18 protein-coding genes are annotated in these 17758 nt (G+C 35.6%); 11 read left to right on the top strand and 7 right to left on the bottom strand.

All coding sequences use genetic code 11. The features are described from left to right. Nucleotides 1-38: 38 nt before the first annotated feature. Together ACZ11_RS01475 and ACZ11_RS01480 are read right to left on the bottom strand one after the other, a co-directional pair. Nucleotides 39-1136, bottom strand: a complete 1098-nt coding sequence (locus ACZ11_RS01475) for an ABC transporter ATP-binding protein (protein WP_049662997.1) — start codon at nucleotides 1134-1136, stop codon at nucleotides 39-41. Nucleotides 1137-1220: 84 nt separating this feature from the next. Then, a complete protein-coding gene (locus ACZ11_RS01480) occupies nucleotides 1221-1793 on the bottom strand; it encodes a helix-turn-helix domain-containing protein (RefSeq protein WP_053093183.1) in 573 nt (190 codons plus the stop codon). Nucleotides 1794-2356: 563 nt separating this feature from the next. Here ACZ11_RS01480 and pdxR point away from each other — a divergent pair. Further along, nucleotides 2357-3805: a MocR-like pyridoxine biosynthesis transcription factor PdxR gene (gene pdxR, locus ACZ11_RS01485; protein WP_049662999.1), complete on the top strand. Its 1449-nt coding sequence runs from the start codon at nucleotides 2357-2359 to the stop codon at nucleotides 3803-3805. A 4-nt stretch (nucleotides 3806-3809) separates the two neighbouring features. Further along, nucleotides 3810-4718 carry a D-alanine--D-alanine ligase gene (locus ACZ11_RS01490; RefSeq protein ID WP_049663000.1) on the top strand — a complete coding sequence of 303 codons (909 nt, stop codon included), beginning with the start codon at nucleotides 3810-3812 and terminating at the stop codon, nucleotides 4716-4718. A 221-nt stretch (nucleotides 4719-4939) separates the two neighbouring features. Here ACZ11_RS01490 and ACZ11_RS01495 read toward each other — a convergent pair whose 3' ends face one another. After that, entirely contained in the window at nucleotides 4940-5779 is an 840-nt protein-coding gene (locus ACZ11_RS01495) for a YitT family protein (RefSeq protein WP_049663002.1), read from the bottom strand. 336 nt (nucleotides 5780-6115) lie between these two features. On the opposite strand from ACZ11_RS01495, the gene ACZ11_RS01500 reads away from it, so the two are divergent. From ACZ11_RS01500 to ACZ11_RS01510, 3 genes are all read left to right on the top strand, one after another. After that, nucleotides 6116-6754 carry a DUF2975 domain-containing protein gene (locus tag ACZ11_RS01500; protein ID WP_049663005.1) on the top strand — a complete coding sequence of 213 codons (639 nt, stop codon included), beginning with the start codon at nucleotides 6116-6118 and terminating at the stop codon, nucleotides 6752-6754. A 12-nt stretch (nucleotides 6755-6766) separates the two neighbouring features. After that, nucleotides 6767-6982, top strand: coding sequence for a helix-turn-helix domain-containing protein (locus ACZ11_RS01505; RefSeq protein ID WP_082172633.1), 216 nt, complete (start codon nucleotides 6767-6769; stop codon nucleotides 6980-6982). Nucleotides 6983-7133: 151 nt separating this feature from the next. Beyond that, nucleotides 7134-7697: a cupin domain-containing protein gene (locus tag ACZ11_RS01510; RefSeq protein ID WP_049663007.1), complete on the top strand. Its 564-nt coding sequence runs from the start codon at nucleotides 7134-7136 to the stop codon at nucleotides 7695-7697. Nucleotides 7698-7757: 60 nt separating this feature from the next. Here ACZ11_RS01510 and ACZ11_RS01515 read toward each other — a convergent pair whose 3' ends face one another. Next, entirely contained in the window at nucleotides 7758-9236 is a 1479-nt protein-coding gene (locus ACZ11_RS01515) for a serine hydrolase domain-containing protein (RefSeq protein ID WP_049663506.1), read from the bottom strand. A 222-nt stretch (nucleotides 9237-9458) separates the two neighbouring features. Between ACZ11_RS01515 and ACZ11_RS01520 the strand changes: the two genes are divergently transcribed. From ACZ11_RS01520 to ACZ11_RS01545, 5 genes are all read left to right on the top strand, one after another. Further along, entirely contained in the window at nucleotides 9459-9983 is a 525-nt protein-coding gene (locus ACZ11_RS01520) for a GNAT family N-acetyltransferase (protein ID WP_049663009.1), read from the top strand. A 28-nt stretch (nucleotides 9984-10011) separates the two neighbouring features. Continuing rightward, complete coding sequence (locus tag ACZ11_RS01525) at nucleotides 10012-10356, top strand: YunG family protein (RefSeq protein WP_049663010.1); 345 nt, start codon at nucleotides 10012-10014, stop codon at nucleotides 10354-10356. Nucleotides 10357-10874: 518 nt separating this feature from the next. Further along, entirely contained in the window at nucleotides 10875-11468 is a 594-nt protein-coding gene (locus ACZ11_RS01535; RefSeq protein WP_049663014.1) for an NADPH-dependent FMN reductase, read from the top strand. A gap of 83 nt (nucleotides 11469-11551) precedes the next feature. After that, nucleotides 11552-12490: a ring-cleaving dioxygenase gene (locus ACZ11_RS01540; protein WP_049663016.1), complete on the top strand. Its 939-nt coding sequence runs from the start codon at nucleotides 11552-11554 to the stop codon at nucleotides 12488-12490. Between the two features lie 14 nt (nucleotides 12491-12504). Then, the gene (locus ACZ11_RS01545; protein ID WP_049663017.1) at nucleotides 12505-13113 is read left to right on the top strand and encodes a flavin reductase family protein; all 609 of its coding nucleotides are present in this window, start codon (nucleotides 12505-12507) and stop codon (nucleotides 13111-13113) included. A 45-nt stretch (nucleotides 13114-13158) separates the two neighbouring features. On the opposite strand, the gene ACZ11_RS01550 is transcribed toward ACZ11_RS01545, so the two are convergent. Together ACZ11_RS01550 and ACZ11_RS01555 are read right to left on the bottom strand one after the other, a co-directional pair. Beyond that, complete coding sequence (locus ACZ11_RS01550) at nucleotides 13159-14094, bottom strand: aldo/keto reductase (protein WP_049663019.1); 936 nt, start codon at nucleotides 14092-14094, stop codon at nucleotides 13159-13161. A gap of 131 nt (nucleotides 14095-14225) precedes the next feature. Next, on the bottom strand, nucleotides 14226-14978 hold the full coding sequence (locus ACZ11_RS01555) for an IclR family transcriptional regulator (RefSeq protein ID WP_049663021.1): 753 nt from the start codon (nucleotides 14976-14978) through the stop codon (nucleotides 14226-14228). A 372-nt stretch (nucleotides 14979-15350) separates the two neighbouring features. Between ACZ11_RS01555 and ACZ11_RS01560 the strand changes: the two genes are divergently transcribed. Further along, nucleotides 15351-16751 carry an amino acid permease gene (locus tag ACZ11_RS01560; RefSeq protein ID WP_049663022.1) on the top strand — a complete coding sequence of 467 codons (1401 nt, stop codon included), beginning with the start codon at nucleotides 15351-15353 and terminating at the stop codon, nucleotides 16749-16751. Nucleotides 16752-16944: 193 nt separating this feature from the next. Here ACZ11_RS01560 and ACZ11_RS01565 read toward each other — a convergent pair whose 3' ends face one another. Continuing rightward, nucleotides 16945-17334, bottom strand: a complete 390-nt coding sequence (locus ACZ11_RS01565; protein ID WP_049663024.1) for a RidA family protein — start codon at nucleotides 17332-17334, stop codon at nucleotides 16945-16947. Nucleotides 17335-17758 lie beyond the last annotated feature (424 nt).

The following is a 17758-nucleotide window of genomic DNA, read 5'->3' on the forward strand; positions in this document are numbered from 1 at the left end:
ATGCGATAACGGCTATGACATCCCCGGAGGCTTTAACCTTAACGAATGCGTTTCTCTGTTTCTAAGTCAAAGAAATGAACGCGTGACATGTCAAATAGTAGATGTGCGACCTGACCTTGTGTGATTTTTGTATCGGAGTTCACCCGCGCGATATAAGGCTGACCATTTAACTGCGCATGTAACATCAGCTCAGCACCTGTTAATTCTGATACTTCAATATTCGCGTCAACTGCTGTGAAGAACGGTTCAGGATTTACAGAAGATTTTTCATAAATATGCTCTGGTCGAATGCCAAGAAGCAGTTCTTTTTGTAAATAACCTCGTTCTTTTAATAATTTACTTTTTTCTGCTGGAATAGTTAGCGTAATATCATTAATTTGAATCCCGTTTTCTTGGAATACTCCTTTAAAGAAGTTCATTGATGGTGAGCCGATAAAGCCGCCAACAAATTTGTTCTCTGGTGTTCCATATACTTCTTCAGGTGTCCCGATTTGTTGAACTATACCATCCTTCATTACAACGAGACGAGTGGCCATTGTCATTGCTTCTGTCTGATCGTGTGTTACATAAATAGTAGTCGTTTTTAATCGTTGGTGAAGTTTTGTAATTTCAGCGCGCATTTGTACGCGAAGCTTTGCATCTAAATTGGACAGAGGCTCGTCCATTAAGAAAATATTTGCATCGCGGACGATTGCTCGACCAAGCGCTACACGTTGACGCTGCCCACCTGATAGAGCTTTCGGTTTGCGATCTAAATACTTTTCTAAATCGAGAATTGCAGCTGCATTGTGGACACGCTCTTTTATTTCCTGCTTAGAAAACTTGCGAAGCTTTAAGCCAAATGCCATATTATCGTATACTGTCATATGTGGATATAGTGCGTAGTTTTGGAAAACCATCGCGATATCTCGATCCTTAGAAGGTACATTGTTCATTTTCTTGCCATCTATTAAAAAATCACCAGACGAAATTTCCTCTAAGCCGGCAATCATTCGTAATGTTGTCGATTTCCCACAACCGGAAGGCCCAACAAGTACAATAAACTCCCGATCTTGAATCGCTAAATTAAAGTCAGATACAGCTGTTACACCGCCATCATATGTTTTAATAATATTTTTAAGTATGATTTTTTCCATGTTTATAAGCCCCTTTGTTCGTTTTTTTAAGTGTATAAAAGTGCAGGGGGAAACTAAATATTTAAAATGCATAATTTTCAGTCGTTATTTTTGTGCATTTTGTAATTTTGATCGAAGAAAGCTAGCAATATAGACGAGTATAGCGCCGTCTATATTTTTAGTAGAAATATTTGTTGTTTCTTGAAATTTTACTAAACGGTATTTAAGCGTATTACGATGTATATGTAGTTTCTTTGATGTCAAAGAAATATTTAAACCATATACGTAAAATATCTTGACTGTATCAAACAACTCCATATCAGACTGCAAAGGTATTAAAATTTGTTCTTCTATAAATTTCAATATGGAAGCAGGCATTTGTTGCGTTAATAAAATAGGGAATATCGTTTCAAATGAATAAAATTGTTCAGCATTTTTATAATGTAAGCATTCCTCAAACCATTGAGCTTCTCGTTGGAACTTACTTGGGAATTGCTTATTTATTTCATAAGCTTCGCCTTGATACAAGTGAATTTGAACGAAAAAATCTGTTTCAATTGTGCTAATAAGTGCAATAAAATCTCCCTTTTTATTAATCGAACTATCCATAGTCTCAATTAATAGAAAGCGATTTGTGGCAACCTGAAGTAATACCGTATCTTGCTGGAAAAAATTCAAAGTAGCTTCTTTTAATTCTTCAGCAGGAGGATTATCATTTAAAAAGATTAGCTGAATAACGCGAGCTTTGCTATATGATAGATCCTTTGATTTTCTGTAATCAAATATGACCTGCTTCCTGATAAGCAGACAGTAGAAATAATAAAAATATTTTAAGCGGTTTGAGCCCTGTATTCCAATGGGCTTAAGCCGTTTAGTCCTTCTTGGGAATGTTCTTATTTTTGTTGTCGATGTACGATACAGCCATTTACAATAAGCTGCGCGAGATATACTAGCTATTTCAGTGTAACATTTTGTATTTCAATGAACATTAGGAAGTGTCAAAACTAATAGAAGGAGAGATCGGAAGAAAGATTGATAATATTCTTGGAGGGTTATCCCATATAATAAAAAGATGGAATATAAAATGTATTTTTAATAATTTATAATAGGTGCAATTCTTCATTTTGAAGGATTGCATTTTTAGTGAGCAAGACCATACCACTAGGAAGGGAAAATCCTTATACTGTGGACCTTTTGAGTCAGATACAGTTATGTAAAAATAAAGCAAGGGGGTCAAGGAAGTGTTTAATGATTTTAAGCTTATCGATGATCGTCCGGTTTATATTCAATTAAAAGACTATTTAAAAGAAATGATAATGAAGGGACACTTGTTGGAGCATCAGAAGCTTCCTTCTACCCGTGAACTTAGTAAATTATTATCGATCAGTAGAAATACGGTACTGAATGCATATGCAGATTTAGAGCAAGAGGGCATTATTTATGCAGTGAAAGGAAAAGGGAATTTTGTAGGGAAAGTCGAAACGTTGAAAGCTTCATCTATCGAATTTAATTGGAAGGAGAGGCTTAATAACGTTACCTTGTTAGCTGATGAATTCGATTTAATGAAGCAAGATATTCATTGGGAAAAAGGCATGATTTCCTTCAATAGTATTGCCCCCGAAGAAAAGCTTTTTGATGTTGAAAATTTTAAAAGAGCTTTTCTGACCCGGATGTCCCTTGAAGGAGATATCGTTTTGAATTATGGATACGCAAAGGGCTATAAACCTTTAATCGAGTACCTTCTTCACTATATGGAAATGAAGGGTGTAGATATCTCCAATAAGGATATTTTGATTACGAATGGCTTTACCGAGGGACTGGATATTTTATTATCTTCCTTAGCAAAAAAATCTGGACGTGTTATTTGCGAAAATCCTACTCACCATGCAGCATTAAAGCTTTTTCGCCTGCATGGATTTGATATTCACGGAATTGATATGAAAGATGACGGTATCGATATTGAACAAGTTGAGAAAAGCTTATCGGAAAAGGAATTTGATTTTGCCTACTTAATCCCGTCCTATCATAATCCGACAGGTATTGTTACATCCTCTGAAAAAAGAGCTGAAATTATTAGGCTTTTTTCACAATATCAAATTCCGATTGTGGAAGATGGCTTTAATGAGGAATTACTTTATTCAGGCTCGCATTTAGCACCGCTAATGACTTTTATCGGTGAAGGCAACAATATTATTTATATCAGTAGCTTTTCTAAAATTCTTTTTCCGGGCTTACGTGTCGGGTGGATATTAGCTGATAAGGAGCTCATCCACTGTCTGGAAAGTATGAAAAGAGCACGTACTATTCATACATCGACACTAGATCAGGCTGTGCTTTATCAATATTTACAGGATGGTTATTTTGAAAAATATTTAAAAAAGGCCAAGTTCGTATATAAGAAAAAATATGAACTAGCCCGTCAAGCTTGCAATCAATACATTCCTTTTAAAAGAATGACAGGGGATGGTGGACTTCATCTCTTTATTGAGCTAAAAGAAGGAATGGATGCTCGTACACTATTAAAAAAGTGCTATCAAAGGGGAGTTGTTTTTTATCCTGGTGATGTATTTTACAGCAATGGCGAAGGCAGTAACACATTTCGCTTAGGATTTTCTCGGCTAAAAGAAGAGGATATTGTGCGTGGTATTAAGATTATTGGTGATACCTTGAAAAATGAAATGGGGAGTTGAACATATGAAAGTTGGCGTTATTATGGGGGGCGTCTCCTCTGAAAAGCAAGTCTCTATCATGACAGGGGAAGAGATGATCGCTCATTTAGATAAGAGTAAATACGAAGTGGTAGCTATTAAACTCAATGAAGATAACACTTCAGAGCTTATGGAAAAGGTGAGAGATATTGATATTGCTTTATTAGCACTACATGGCAAGTTTGGAGAGGATGGCACGATTCAAGGTGTACTAGAGACTATGGATGTTCCATATACAGGTAGTGGCATACTTTCAAGCAGTATTTGTATGGATAAAAATATTTCGAAAAAAATTCTACGTTATGAAGGCATTGAGACACCGGATTGGCTTTATCTTTCGAATAGCGAGGAGCTTCAGTTGGATGAATTAGACAAAATGGGATACCCGTTAGTGGTAAAACCTAATTCGGGTGGCTCCAGTGTAGGGGTAAAAATAGTTTATGATAAAGATGCTTTACTAACATCGCTTGCAGAAGTATTTAAATGGGATTCTGAAATCATTATTGAGAAATATATAAAGGGCGAGGAAATAACATGCTCCATTTTGGACGGGGAGCTATTACCAATCATTTCGATTCGCCATACAGCACAATTCTTTGACTATAAAGCGAAATATGAGGATGCCGCTACGATAGAGGAGGTTGTAGAACTTTCACCTACCATACATGGACGTGTTGCTGAAGCCGCAAAAGCCTGCTATAGCGCATTAAAATGTAGTGTTTATGCCAGAATCGATATGATGGTCAAGGATGGAATCCCATATGTCATGGAGGTTAACACATTGCCAGGGATGACAAAAAACAGCCTACTCCCAAAAAGCGCATTCTCGGCAGGAATTACTTACACGCTACTTTTAGATAGGATTATTGATATTTCCTTACATGGTAGGGAATAAAGGGTTCACTAAAATTTAGATGAACCATATATAAGGTGATTGGAGTGGACGCTGGACGCCCCCAGAAAAGCGGTCAGCCGGAACGGTAATCAACCCCACGTTATGGTGATAATCCAAAGTGGATAAGTATGAGTCTAAAAATAGTTCAATGGAAAAAACACCTTTATGTTGATAAGGGATTAAACCCATTTTCAACAAAAGGTGTTTTCTCAATTTCTTAATTAAGCCTTAGACAATTCAATAAATCCATGTCCAAAAACATCTCGTACATCATGAATAGCAATAAAGGCATCTGTGTCTATTTCTTTTACGATTTTCTTTAGCTTTACGACTTCCTGTTTACTAATAACAATATACAGAATTTCTTTTTGCTCCTTCGTATAATAGCCGTGGCCAGATAGGACCGTCACGCCTCGATTCATATAACCATTTACATGACTGGCAATCTCTTCTGGCTTTTTCGAAATAATCGTAACTGCCTTTTTTGGGTTTACACCTTCAATAACAAACTCCATCACCTTTGTTCCGACATAAAGCATAATGACAGTAAGCATTAATGCTTCTGCTCCGATAATAAAGTAAGATGAAAAAGCAACTATTAAATCAAAAAACAATAAACCGTAACTAATACTCCAGCCTAAATATTTGTTGGTCATTCTAGCTAAGATTGTTGAACCTGCTGTTGTTCCACCAACTCTAATAATTAAGCCTATACCAACTCCAGCAAACACTCCGCCAAAAATAGCATTCACAATAATTTCATTTGAAGAAATTGACCACGATTCTGTTAAATGTAAAAACAGTGAATGGAGGGATACTGCAATAATCGTATAAATAGTCGTTTGTCTACTTAAAAATTTATAGCCAACTACTAATAAAGCTGCGTTTAGCAATAAGCTCACAATACTTGGCGACCATCCAAACAAATAATAGGCGATGATTGTTATACCTGTTACGCCACCTTCACCTAAATCATTAGGTATAACAAATAAGTTTACAGCCAGTGCAAAAAGCATCGCCCCGATTGCAATCATTAAAAAATCCGTAATAAACTTCTTCATATATACACCACCGAAACAAATTGAATTTTTTCCTAAATACATACTATATCAAGTTCTAGGTATTTTATATACTTTTTGGAATGTTTGTTTATGATAAATCTATAATTGTTAGTATGTCCTTTATTAGAGAAAAAGTCGAACTGAAAAAATGTTCATGAAACTGCTATTAAACATCAATGTGGAATCACACTGAAATCAGCTTATAATATATACTATATCCGAAACTTAAAGTTTGAAGTTGAAATTTTAAAAAAGCAATCTTTAAAAACCGGGTGTGAAATAATTGGGGAAGGAATATCTTTAAAGAAAAAATAATAAGGGGTGCTAGAAGCAGTTATGGATCAATCGTTAGCAATTCGTAATATTAAAATGAGTTTGAGAATATTAAATGTATTATTAATAGCTACTATAGTTATTGTATCATCATGTATCTTATTGCTTTTGGGTTTATTTGTTGTAGCTTTAACAGTCTCTGGTGAGAAGATTAGTAAACTAGTTTTAGATTCTAACATTGACATTTCTTTTAAATTTAATGGAATGACTATTTTTTTAAATAAAGATATAATGAGTAATTTTGTTTACGATAAAAGTGAAGCAACCATATTAATTTTACTCTTGATGATCTTTACGTTGATTTTTTTGTCAATTTTTATTTTACTAAGGAAGTTTGTTAAATCAGTAATTGTTGGGGATGTATTTACTCTTAGGAATAGTAAAAGAATAGAGTTAGTGGGATATAGTTTATTAATTTTAAGTTTTTTAAGTAATACGGTTCAAGCATACTTAGTTTCAACGGTAGTACATATTTTTTTAAACAATAATGAAATAGACAATATTGAATGGATTCAATCTGTTTCTTTTAGATTTTTTGATATAAATTGGAGCATACTGCTATGTAGTTTTATAGTTTGGACAATTGGTAGGATATTTAGATATGGCTCTTTTTTACAAGAAGAGTATGATGAAACAGTATAGGAAGTGAAGAAATTGACGATTATCGTAAGGTTGGATCGTGTATTAGCTGATAGGAAAATGCAATTGAGTGAACTTGCAGAAGCGGTAGATATATCGATTGTCAATTTATCAAATTTAAAAACGGGAAAGGTAAAGGCAATACGTTTTTCCACGTTAAATGCAATTTGTAAAGTCTTGCATTGCCAACCGGGGGATATTTTAGAGTATGATGAGGACACCCTGGAGTAAAAAATATATTGTTTTATCTAAAATGACTTCAGTAATTTGACTGAAGTCATTTATATTTTGTAAGCCGTACTACAGAATGGAAACACGTATTAGTACATTTCTAGAACAAGTTGCATAGGATAACCTTATAATGTGTGAGGGGATTGAGAAAATGTACTACATTCCTTATTACGGAAACATGCCTATGTATAACTATGGAGATCAGCTTGTTTATTGGACACCCCCTTATCAGACAGGGTATGCGAACAGAGCTGAACCTTCTCATTTTTCTAATGGTGGAAGAATTGAATTAAAAGATTATGGAGACCAGCCGCTTGTCATCAAACTTGATAATGCGACTAAGCAAAACGATACGTATCGTACTGCTCTGTGGACGGGAAAGAACTTACAAGTTACGTTAATGAGTATTAATGTTGGTGATAATATCGGTTTAGAAGTACACCCAAATGTTGATCAATTTTTATATATTGAACAGGGTGAGGGATACGCTCAAATGGGCCCAAGTAAAAACAATTTAAACTATGAAAGAAGGGTCTATGAGAATTATGCTGTAGTAGTGCCTGCTGGAACTTGGCATAACGTCACGAATACAGGGAATGTGCCACTAAAGCTTTATTCGATATATGCTCCTCCTAACCATCCATTTGGTACGGTCCATGTAACGAAAGCAGACGCTGAGGCCTCGGAAGCAGGATATGGTCAGGGTAATCAATAATCGATTTTAGATATGAAGCTAGTTCCTCGATAATACAAGCATAACTACAAAAGACAACTCCTACTTAGAGAAGTTGTCTTTTTGTCGTCGTTTTAATGAAATATATATAGATAATAAGCCATTCAATGTTAAAAGAGTAACCAGTGTTATGGCCAAAAATGCAATATCAGGAGCAAAATATCTAATAGTGTCCCAAGGTGTTCCTGTACTATAACTTAATAATGGAATGGAGATAATGGCCAAAACTAAAAGTATAAGACCGAATATACCCAACACGCCTCTTTTGTTCACATTTTTAGCTTTAACTTTTATTAGAAGATAAATAAACATCACAAAAAGTAAACATAAAATAGCAATTGTTATGACTTGAGAAGTAGGTTTATATTTAGGCGCATTAACGGGCTCTTTTCCATTTAAAATGTCGATAATCCCTTGTTTCAAGTATAGAAGTGATTTTTCCTCTAATATATGACTTTTGTTAGTAAGAATCACACCGCCCCAATCGGTTTCTGGGAGATAAAATACTTCTGAGCGTGCGTCAGGATTTGAACCAGAATGCCATATCATTTCTTCTTTTGATTCTGGATATGATATTCGTACACCAAGGCCGTAATATCGATATTGACTAGTTTGAACAAACGGCGATATATAAAGGTTCAACGCATTTTTACTTAAAAAGTTGTTATGTTCATGGTGACTAAGAAGTTTAATGTACTGCACCAAATCTGATGCACTTGCAGTTATATATCCATATGGTGTCCCACCATTATCATAAGTGACAGAGCTTTTTACAGGGTGACCAAACCATGATTGATAGCCAGATAAGTATCCTTTTTCATAGGCCATGCTACTATTAGCGGCTGCATTTTTCATCCCTAATGGAGAAAAAACTTGTTCCTCCATATATTCAGAAAATGGTTGTTTGGTAACCTCTTCGATGAGAGCTCCAAGAATAGAAAAGTTAGCATTGCTATACTGATGCTTTTCTCCAGGAACAGCAGTCAGCTTAACATTCGATAAACTTTCTACATTTTCCTTTATAGCACTTAAATTATTAGATTCCTTGTCCGATATAGATAAGCCAGAATAAGTGCTTATCCCACTTGTTTGCGTAAGTAAATGTTTAATTGTTATTTGTGAAGCGGCTTGTTTATCTTTCAGGGTAAACCAGGGCATATACTTTTGAACGGGATCATCTAATTGAATAATGCCTGCATCAACAAGTCTCATGATGGCTAAGCCTGTTAGTGATTTACTAATAGAGCCGACTACAAATGGAGTTTCAGCAGTTACCTTTTCTTCGGACTCTCCCGTTACGCCCCACGATTTAGAATAAAAGATATCATTTTTATGAACAATCGCAATAGATGCCCCTGGAATTCGCTGCTCTTCTAAAAAGTTTTCAACATACTTATCTATTGTACTCTTAACGTCTTGTTCTGCAGCTTCTGTGGAGATTTGTAAGACTGGTTGAAATAGATAGAGTGGAATTAATAATAAACATACTAATATTGTTTTATATATTGGTTTTTTTTTCATTGTTGTTTTCACCTATTCCCTCCGAAAATTTTCCCTTTATATCATGAACTTTAATCCATGAAGAAGATTTACAAAAATATACACTTCTTTATAATATATGATATTTGTTGTGTATACTATTCGAAAAAACGTTGTCTTTAAAAACAGCATACGGATATTTTACATATGATGACTTTTCTTTTTACACCACTTAACAAAAAACTTTCGGGAGGATTATACGAATTGGACTATAAACTATTCGAAGATGAAATTGAAGATTTAGTGGAATTATTAACCCAAAACAAGTGGGTTTATCACACCGACCAAAATTTAAAAGAGGAATCCATTCGAAAAACATATACAGAAGGATACTATCACAGCGATCGCGAAACGCATTGGATAATTGATAATGAAGAAAAGGTCGGGATTATTATCATTCATGACATAAGTGATACGATCCCATTATTCGATATCCGTTTAGATACACGTTTTAGAGGAAAGGGATACGGAGTAAAAACCCTCCTTTGGTTACAAGATTACCTGTTCGGAGAAAAAGGCAAGATTCGTATCGAAGGTTATACGAGAGCTGATAATATTGGAATGAGAAAATGTTTTTCGAACGCTGGTTTTGTAAAAGAGGGCTATTTAAGAAATGCTTGGGAAAATGCAGATGGTACTGTCACAGATAGTATCGTTTATGGTGCAATCAAAGAAGATTGGATTTTAGGTAGAACAACGCCTATTAAGATCGATGACAAACCTTTTTAAAGATAACTATAGAAAAGGGCGCTGAAGAATGTATACAGAAAATGATCTGTTAAGAGCTTTAAGAAAATCTTGGTCAATTCAATCTAGCTCAAAATGGAGTATAGATAATCCTGCAAAAGGACAATGCGGAGTTACTGCATTAGTTGTAAATGATATTCTCGGTGGCAAAATATATAAAACGTGGCTTGATGAAGGCTGGCATTTCTATAATACTTTCGATGGGGAAAGAAAGGATTTTACACAAGAACAATTCTCGTACAACCTCGAGTATCAGGATGTTCGTTCAAACAGGGAAGAGGCTTTTCAAGATACGAATGATATTCAATATAGCTATCTAAAATCACAAGTTTATGAGTCTTTAAGAGAAAGCTAGGGAGTGATAGTGTTATTCCGGAAGAAAATCCACCTTGGTTTATTTTTAAATTTAAAAGCTATTCACCGGATGTTGGGGATGGTATATGTGATGTAAAATAAGTTGATTGGAGTGGAGACTGGGCGACTCCTTGGGGATCAGCGTCACAGATGAGACCCTGGAGCGAGCACATAAGGGAACGAAGGCTAAGAACATCACATCCTGTGATAACGCCTTCGTGACCAACATCCTGTTGCCCCAAGCGGCTCATCGGACGCCCCCAGGAAAGCGCCCAGTCGGAACGGAAATCAACCACTCGTTATAGTGACGAGCCATATTAATTAAAAAGCTATGCAGAGATGTTGTAACCCTATACCATCTCTGCTCTTTTAAAATATTAAACAAACATGTTGACGTAAATAAAACCATCGTGTTATTATTATCTCGAATTCAAGATAACTAAATTCAAGATAAATGAATTCGAACCTTTTAATCCGTGTAAAAAGTTAATTTTTTTACAGCACAAGGAGGTAATCATATTGGGTTTTTTAAATAAATTATTTGCTTCAAAAAAAGAGGAGGAAAAAACAATGGCAGAATTAAATATCGGTATTATTATAGGATCAACACGTGAAGGGCGTGTAAGTCCACAAGTAGCACAATGGGTAAAAGAAATCGCAGATCAACGTGGAGATGCAAACTATACAATTATCGATATCGCAGATTACAAATTACCTTTACTAGGTGAACCAGGGCAAGACGCTTCAGGCGCTCAAGGTTGGTCAGAAATTATTGCAAAACAAGATGGATTTGTATTTATCGTACAAGAGTACAATCACTCTATTACAGGTGCTCTAAAAAATGCACTAGATTATTTACGTGTAGAATGGAATAACAAAGCTGCAGGTATTGTATCGTATGGTTCTGTAGGTGGTGCGCGTGCAGCTGAACATTTACGCGGTATTATGGGTGAGCTTTTAATTGCAGATGTACGTGTACATCCAGCATTGTCACTATTCACAGACTTTGAAAATGGTACTGACTTTAAACCAAAAGAAGTGCAAGCTGATTCAGTTAACCAGATGTTAGATCAATTAATTCCTTGGTCAAAAGCTTTATATACAATTCGTTAATAATCATGTTCAAAGATTGATGTAAAACGGTATTGGGTAAAGTATAGGTGAAAAATACATTTATCATGAAAGGGACTGTTAACATGGAAAAACATACTGCGGGTATTCACCATATCACAGCCATTGTAGGGCATCCACAAGAAAACATTGATTTTTATGCTGGTGTATTAGGCCTACGTTTAGTTAAACAAACGGTAAACTTCGATGACCCAGGCACATATCATCTTTACTTCGGTAACAAAGGTGGTAAACCAGGGACTATTATTACATTCTTCCCATGGGCAAATGCTTATCAAGGTCGCATTGGTGATGGTCAAGTTGGTGTAACTACTTATGTTGTACCGGAGGGAGCGCTATCTTTTTGGGTTAATCGCCTTGCAAAATTCTCTATTCCATTCCAAAAAATAGAACGCTTTGGTGAACAAGTAGTACAATTTGATGATCCACATGGACTTCATATTGAATTAGTTGCACGTGCAGAAGGGGAACTGAATGACTGGACATTTGGTGAAGTAACACCTGAGGTTGCGATTAAAGGATTTGGTGGTGCAACACTGTATTCAAGTCATCCTGAAGAAACAGCAAAAGTCTTAACTGAAGTTATGGGGCTTGAGAAAGTAGCGACAGAAGGCGAGTATACTCGTTACAAATCCAGCGCAGATATCGGCAATACAGTAGATTTAAAAGTAGTTCCTGGTATGCGCGGTCAAATGGGAGTCGGAACGGTTCATCATATTGCTTGGAGAGCCCAGGATAATGCGGATCACCTAGAATGGCAAGAGTATGTAATGAATCATGGACAACATGTAACTGAAGTGAAAGATCGTAATTATTTTAATGCGATTTATTTCCGTGAACCTGGTGAGATTTTATTTGAAATTGCAACAGACCCACCTGGATTCGCTCATGATGAAACACCTGAGACAATGGGTAGCCAATTAATGTTACCATCTCAATACGAACAGCATCGTGAACAATTAGAAAGAACATTAATTCCAATCGAAGTACGTGAGCTTGATTAAGGAGGATGAGTCGTTTGATTTCAATTGATCCTACGAAAAATACTGAGCGTGAAAACTATAAATTATTAATTGGCAGTATTATTCCGAGACCAATTGCCTTTGTTACGACGAAGTCAGAGCAAGGAGTCATCAATGGCGCACCTTTTAGTTTCTTTAATATTGTGTCATCAAATCCACCGATGATTTCTCTAGCGGTTCAAAGACCACAGGGGCACTTAAAAGATACCGCTCGACATATTCATCATCAGCAACAATTTGTTGTGCATATTGTAGATGAGGATAATGTTAAGCAGGTGAATGAAACGGCAGCTTCATTACCTGTAACTGAAAGCGAAATTGATAGGGCTCAATTTACATTAACCGATAGTCAGCGTATATCTGTACCAGGTATAAAAGAGGCAAAGGCTCGAATGGAATGTCGTTTAGTACAGACGATCCCTTTGATGAATGGTGACGAACAGACAGGTGATTTGTTCATTGGTGAGGTTGTACAATTTCATATAGATGAGACTATTTATAATGAAGGTCATATTGACCCAATGAAATTAAAAGCGGTTAGCAGACTAGCTGGCTCAAATTACGCAAAAATTGGAGATATATTTGCGCTAGAACGTCCTCAATAAAAAAATGCGAAAATGTTGATGTAACAACATTTTCGCATTTTTATTTTATTCTAAAATTCTTTCTATATTCACTAAATCTTCTTTAGTTAAAAGGATATCGGTTGCTTTCACATTGGTAGCCACTTGATTTTTATGTTTTCCGCCGGGGATAACTGTATCAACGCCATCTTGAGCTAATAACCAAGCAAGAGCTAAATTTGGTAATGTCGTTTGCTTTTCCTCTGCAATTCCTTTTAATCCATCTACTTTTATTAATGTTTGTTCAAATAATTCACCTTGGAATAAAGGATCTGAAATTCTCCAGTCTCCACTGCCTAACTTAAAGTCTTTTGTATACTTTCCACCAAGTAGGCCATATGCAAGTGGACCGTATGGAACAAATGAAATATCATTTTTTACACAGTATGGCAATAATTCTTGTTCTGCTGAACGGTTTAACATATTGTACGGAGATTGTAATACTGAAATATCATTGTGCACATTAGCTTCTATAAGTTGGTCTAATGTTACGTTTGAAATGCCTATTGCTCGGATTTTTCCTTCTTCTTTTAAGCGTGATAATTCACCAATCGCCTCCGCAAGTGGGGTCTTGTTGTCTGGGAAGTGTAAATAGTAAAGGTCTACATAATCCATCTGTAGTCGATTTAAGCTATTTTCAAGTGCGCTTCGTAAATATTGCGGATGATTATTTGTTTTTACTGACCCATCCTCAAACCAATGTCTACCTCCCTTTGTCGCTAAAACAAAACCTTCCCTTGGATATTTATTTAATACTTCGCCAACAAGTTCTTCTGAACGCCCTTTACCATAGATATCTGCTGTATCAAAAAGAGTTATCCCTAAGTCAAGGGCAGCGGAAACTAGCTCCTTTCCATCTTGTTCATTTAAGTTTTCATATAAGTTATGGCCACCTACAGCATTTGTCCCAAGACCAATTTCGGAAATCGTAATATTTGCTTTCTTTAATGTATGAAATTTCATATTTCTACCTCCTCGTTTTTCTGTAATCAGAATAGAGTAAAAAAAATATTTTACCAACATACATAGTTATAGTTTCATATATAGAAACAAAAGCGTTTTAATTGCAATTAGAAGACTGATTGAAATTTCCGTTATGCTAACAAGTAATTGATTTCTTCCGTCAATTGCCGACTTGCCTCTTCTAATTTTTTTACAAAGGATCGAATGGCAGTTTTTTTAATTTGATTCGTCGAACCGTGCAAAGCAATTGCACCGATGACTTCTTCATTCACATAAATCGGAACTGCAATACAACATTTACCTACATTCGTTTCTTCATTATCAACAGCATATCCTTGTGCTTTAATGACCTGTAAATGAGGGATCAATAGACCATAATCATAGAAGGTCTTTGTTGTAAATGTATTGAGTTCAATACTGTTTAATATTTCACGTTGTTTTCTTGCTGACAGATGAGCTAATACTACTTTTCCAAGCGCGCTTGAATGCATAGGTGTACGAGTATCGATTGCGTGAAAAGTAGGCTGTTCAAAAGGCTCCCTAATCACATTTTTTATTACCATCTCACAGTCTTCCAAAATAGCAATATAAGTAGTTATTTCTTCTTGGCGGGCTAATTGGTATGGGGCTACTATAGACGACCATTGGATATCTTTATGCCAATATAAGTGTTCATCTCTAAAAATATGAGGATTTAATTGATAATACTTATTATATTTAATTACATAATTCATTTTTTCGAGCGTAAAAAGCATACGAAAGACAGATGTTTTATTCATTGATAGTTCTTCCATTATTTCAGTTAATGTAAGAGAATGCTTCTGACGTAATACATCTAAAATCAAAAGACCCTTTTTTAAGGTAGATACTTCATAGGAATCCATTTTGCCCTCTCCTAACATCTTGATTTATAGCTTGTACAATAGCATCTTTAATACTTATTTACTAGTTTGGATCGTTTTCGGGAGAAGTAAGTCGCCGCAAGGGAAGTTGATAGATGGAATCTCTATAATATTTCTATCTCTCCGTGGAATAGAGATTTCGCAAGAAAAGTGAGGTAGCTATGCCGCGATTACAATAAAATAGTATTGCAAAAGTTTCATATAAACGATTAACTCGGTAGATAGTAAAAGATATATTGCTATATTAATCTAATTGTTGACTCGACTCGAAAATATAGCTAATATACTGATTATTGATAAAAATGCGTAAAAATAAAAGTTATTACCTTTTTCGTTGGAAATGGAGTGGTTATTATGGCGAATTTTTTTCGAAAGAAGTCAATCGAGCAAGCCAATAAAATAACTGAAGTCGAACGCTTTAAACTAAAGCGTGAACTAGGATCGTTGCAATTATTGCTGTATGTACTAGGGGCTACAATAGGAGCTGGGATTTTTGTACTGCCAGGAACTACTGCTGCTCTACATGCGGGTCCCGGTGTTGTTGTTTCATTCTTAATAGGGGGGCTTGTAACAATTGCAGTTGGATTAGCCTATGTCGAATTCGCAGCGATGGCCCCTGTTGCCGGGAGCGCTTACACCTATTCTTATATTGCGTTAGGTGAAATTATTGCTTGGATAATCGGTTGGGATTTATTATTGGAATTTATCGTTATTTCTAGTACAGTCGCAGTTGGCTGGAGTGGCTACGTCAACTCGTTTTTACAATCTGTGGGAATCCACTTGCCAGGAGTTTTAACAAAGGATATTGCTCATGGTGGGATTGTGAATCTACCTGCTGTAGCTGGTTGGCTTATTGTAGCTTGGATTGCAATGAGCGGAATTAAAAATGTGGGTCGATCAAATATGTTATTTACAGCTGCAAAGGTTGGCGCGATTATCTTATTCCTTGCTATTGGGACTTTTCACGTTAACCCTATAAACTGGACACCATTTACACCGTTTGGATGGTCAGGTGTAATGGCGGGAGCGGCATTAGTGTTCTTTGCCTTCACTGGATTTGATGGTGTAACAACTGTTTTGGAGGAAGTAAAAAATCCACAAAAGACAATACCAAAAGCTTTAATTGGTGGTCTAAGTATACTAACGCTTATTTATGCATTTGTTGCACTAATATTAACAGGTATTGTACCATCCCCTGAGTTGGATGTTCCAAATCCTACTGTATATGCATTACAATCTGTTGGTATTCAATGGGGTGGTGCTATCATTGCAGTATCGGTTATTTTTGGATTGCTTGCTACGATGATTGCAAATACAACAAGTGCTACACGCGTGCTGTTTGCAATGAGCCGTGATGGACTTCTACCAGAACGTATCGCACAAACAAATAAAAAAACAGGAGTACCTGTATTATCAACTTTAATTGTTGTTGTAACAGGTATTCTCCTATCAGGATTTTTATCGATCGGAGAATTAGCGGAATTTGCTAACATCGGCGGTTTAACTGCTTTTGCTTTAACAACAGTTAGTGTTGTTGTTCTTCGCTATACACGACCAGAACAACCACGTGTATTCAAAGTACCTGCGTTATGGCTTGTAGCAACTGTAGGTGTTGGAGGATGTATTGTATTAATTTTTAGTCTGCCGCCATTTACTATAGTGCGCTTTTTGATTTGGTTAGCGCTAGGTTTAGTTATTTATATAGGCTATGGATACAAGCATGCTAAAATAAGCTCTAAAAATGAAAATCTATAAATGAGATGATGAGGCTAGGACAAAACTAGTCGTAAAAAGTGCGAGAAATCAATTTTAGAAACGTTGATTTCCCGCACTTTTCTAATTATGGATTTTAAATTAAAAATATACTTATGTCCCGGGCTTCATTTTTATTACAAAATTTAATACAAATTTGGACGCACGCTCTTGTTAATTTCAACATAATATAAGTTTACATATCCTTACAAGCCCAGGCATCAATCTCAACCTTTAGGGAAGGTGCTGCAAGCGCAACTACATACATCAATGTCATACACGGAAGGTGATCACCAAGAAAATCGTTTATTATTTGCTTTCTTTGATCTGCATTAATGTCCCCAACCAAATAAAGGGCTATCTTTGTTAAATCTTGAATTTCCATATTCGCACTTTCAAGATTCTTCCTGATATTTTCTAATGCCAATTTCATTTGAGCTAATGGCTCTTCAGGTATAGTCCCGTCTTCTTCCATTCCTATTTGTCCAGATAGTGTTAACCATCTCTGTGGTCCTGTTACTTCTATTTGATGTACATAAGGAGCAACTGGTTGATGAATGTTCTTCGGATTTCTTGCAACTTTCACATAATCAATCCTTTCTATATAATTTTAGTTAAATATTCCTTTATGAATATAATACTAAGGCTAAAGATAAAAAATCTAATTTTAGTACTATCATAAAAGAACTTACATTAGCTATGATGGTGTTCAAAGGGTTATAATAGACTAATAGAATTAAGGCTTATAACGCTGATACAGCTTTCAAAAATATTGTTATTAAAATTTGATAAGGCAAACTATTCATTTCGCTCCTTGGATTCATTAATTTCTTATGAGACTTATAAAGCGCAAGCATTTAAGTCTTATTCTAAGTATTGATGGGAATAATAATCCAATGAAGGGGGCGTTTACATAAGAATGATACGTAATGTTCTACATCAATTTATTAATCGTTTTTATTCATTTGATAGCGAAACCCAGGCAGTAAAGGCAGGAAAGCCGTTTTGTA

The organism is Lysinibacillus xylanilyticus, from assembly GCF_001183605.1.
Lineage (GTDB): Bacteria > Bacillota > Bacilli > Bacillales_A > Planococcaceae > Lysinibacillus > Lysinibacillus xylanilyticus.

What these genes read in the sequence shown, in the direction of transcription:
- ACZ11_RS01560 (WP_049663022.1), top strand. Translation starts at nt 15,351, where the DNA reads ATGGCGAATTTTTTTCGAAAGAAGTCAATCGAGCAAGCCAATAAAATA.
- ACZ11_RS01515 (WP_049663506.1), bottom strand. Translation starts at nt 9,236, where the DNA reads ATGAAAAAAAAACCAATATATAAAACAATATTAGTATGTTTATTATTA.
- ACZ11_RS01540 (WP_049663016.1), top strand. Translation starts at nt 11,552, where the DNA reads ATGGAAAAACATACTGCGGGTATTCACCATATCACAGCCATTGTAGGG.
- ACZ11_RS01500 (WP_049663005.1), top strand. Translation starts at nt 6,116, where the DNA reads ATGGATCAATCGTTAGCAATTCGTAATATTAAAATGAGTTTGAGAATA.
- ACZ11_RS01550 (WP_049663019.1), bottom strand. Translation starts at nt 14,094, where the DNA reads ATGAAATTTCATACATTAAAGAAAGCAAATATTACGATTTCCGAAATT.
- ACZ11_RS01555 (WP_049663021.1), bottom strand. Translation starts at nt 14,978, where the DNA reads ATGGATTCCTATGAAGTATCTACCTTAAAAAAGGGTCTTTTGATTTTA.
- ACZ11_RS01475 (WP_049662997.1), bottom strand. Translation starts at nt 1,136, where the DNA reads ATGGAAAAAATCATACTTAAAAATATTATTAAAACATATGATGGCGGT.
- ACZ11_RS01525 (WP_049663010.1), top strand. Translation starts at nt 10,012, where the DNA reads ATGTATACAGAAAATGATCTGTTAAGAGCTTTAAGAAAATCTTGGTCA.
- ACZ11_RS01490 (WP_049663000.1), top strand. Translation starts at nt 3,810, where the DNA reads ATGAAAGTTGGCGTTATTATGGGGGGCGTCTCCTCTGAAAAGCAAGTC.
- ACZ11_RS01495 (WP_049663002.1), bottom strand. Translation starts at nt 5,779, where the DNA reads ATGAAGAAGTTTATTACGGATTTTTTAATGATTGCAATCGGGGCGATG.
- ACZ11_RS01510 (WP_049663007.1), top strand. Translation starts at nt 7,134, where the DNA reads ATGTACTACATTCCTTATTACGGAAACATGCCTATGTATAACTATGGA.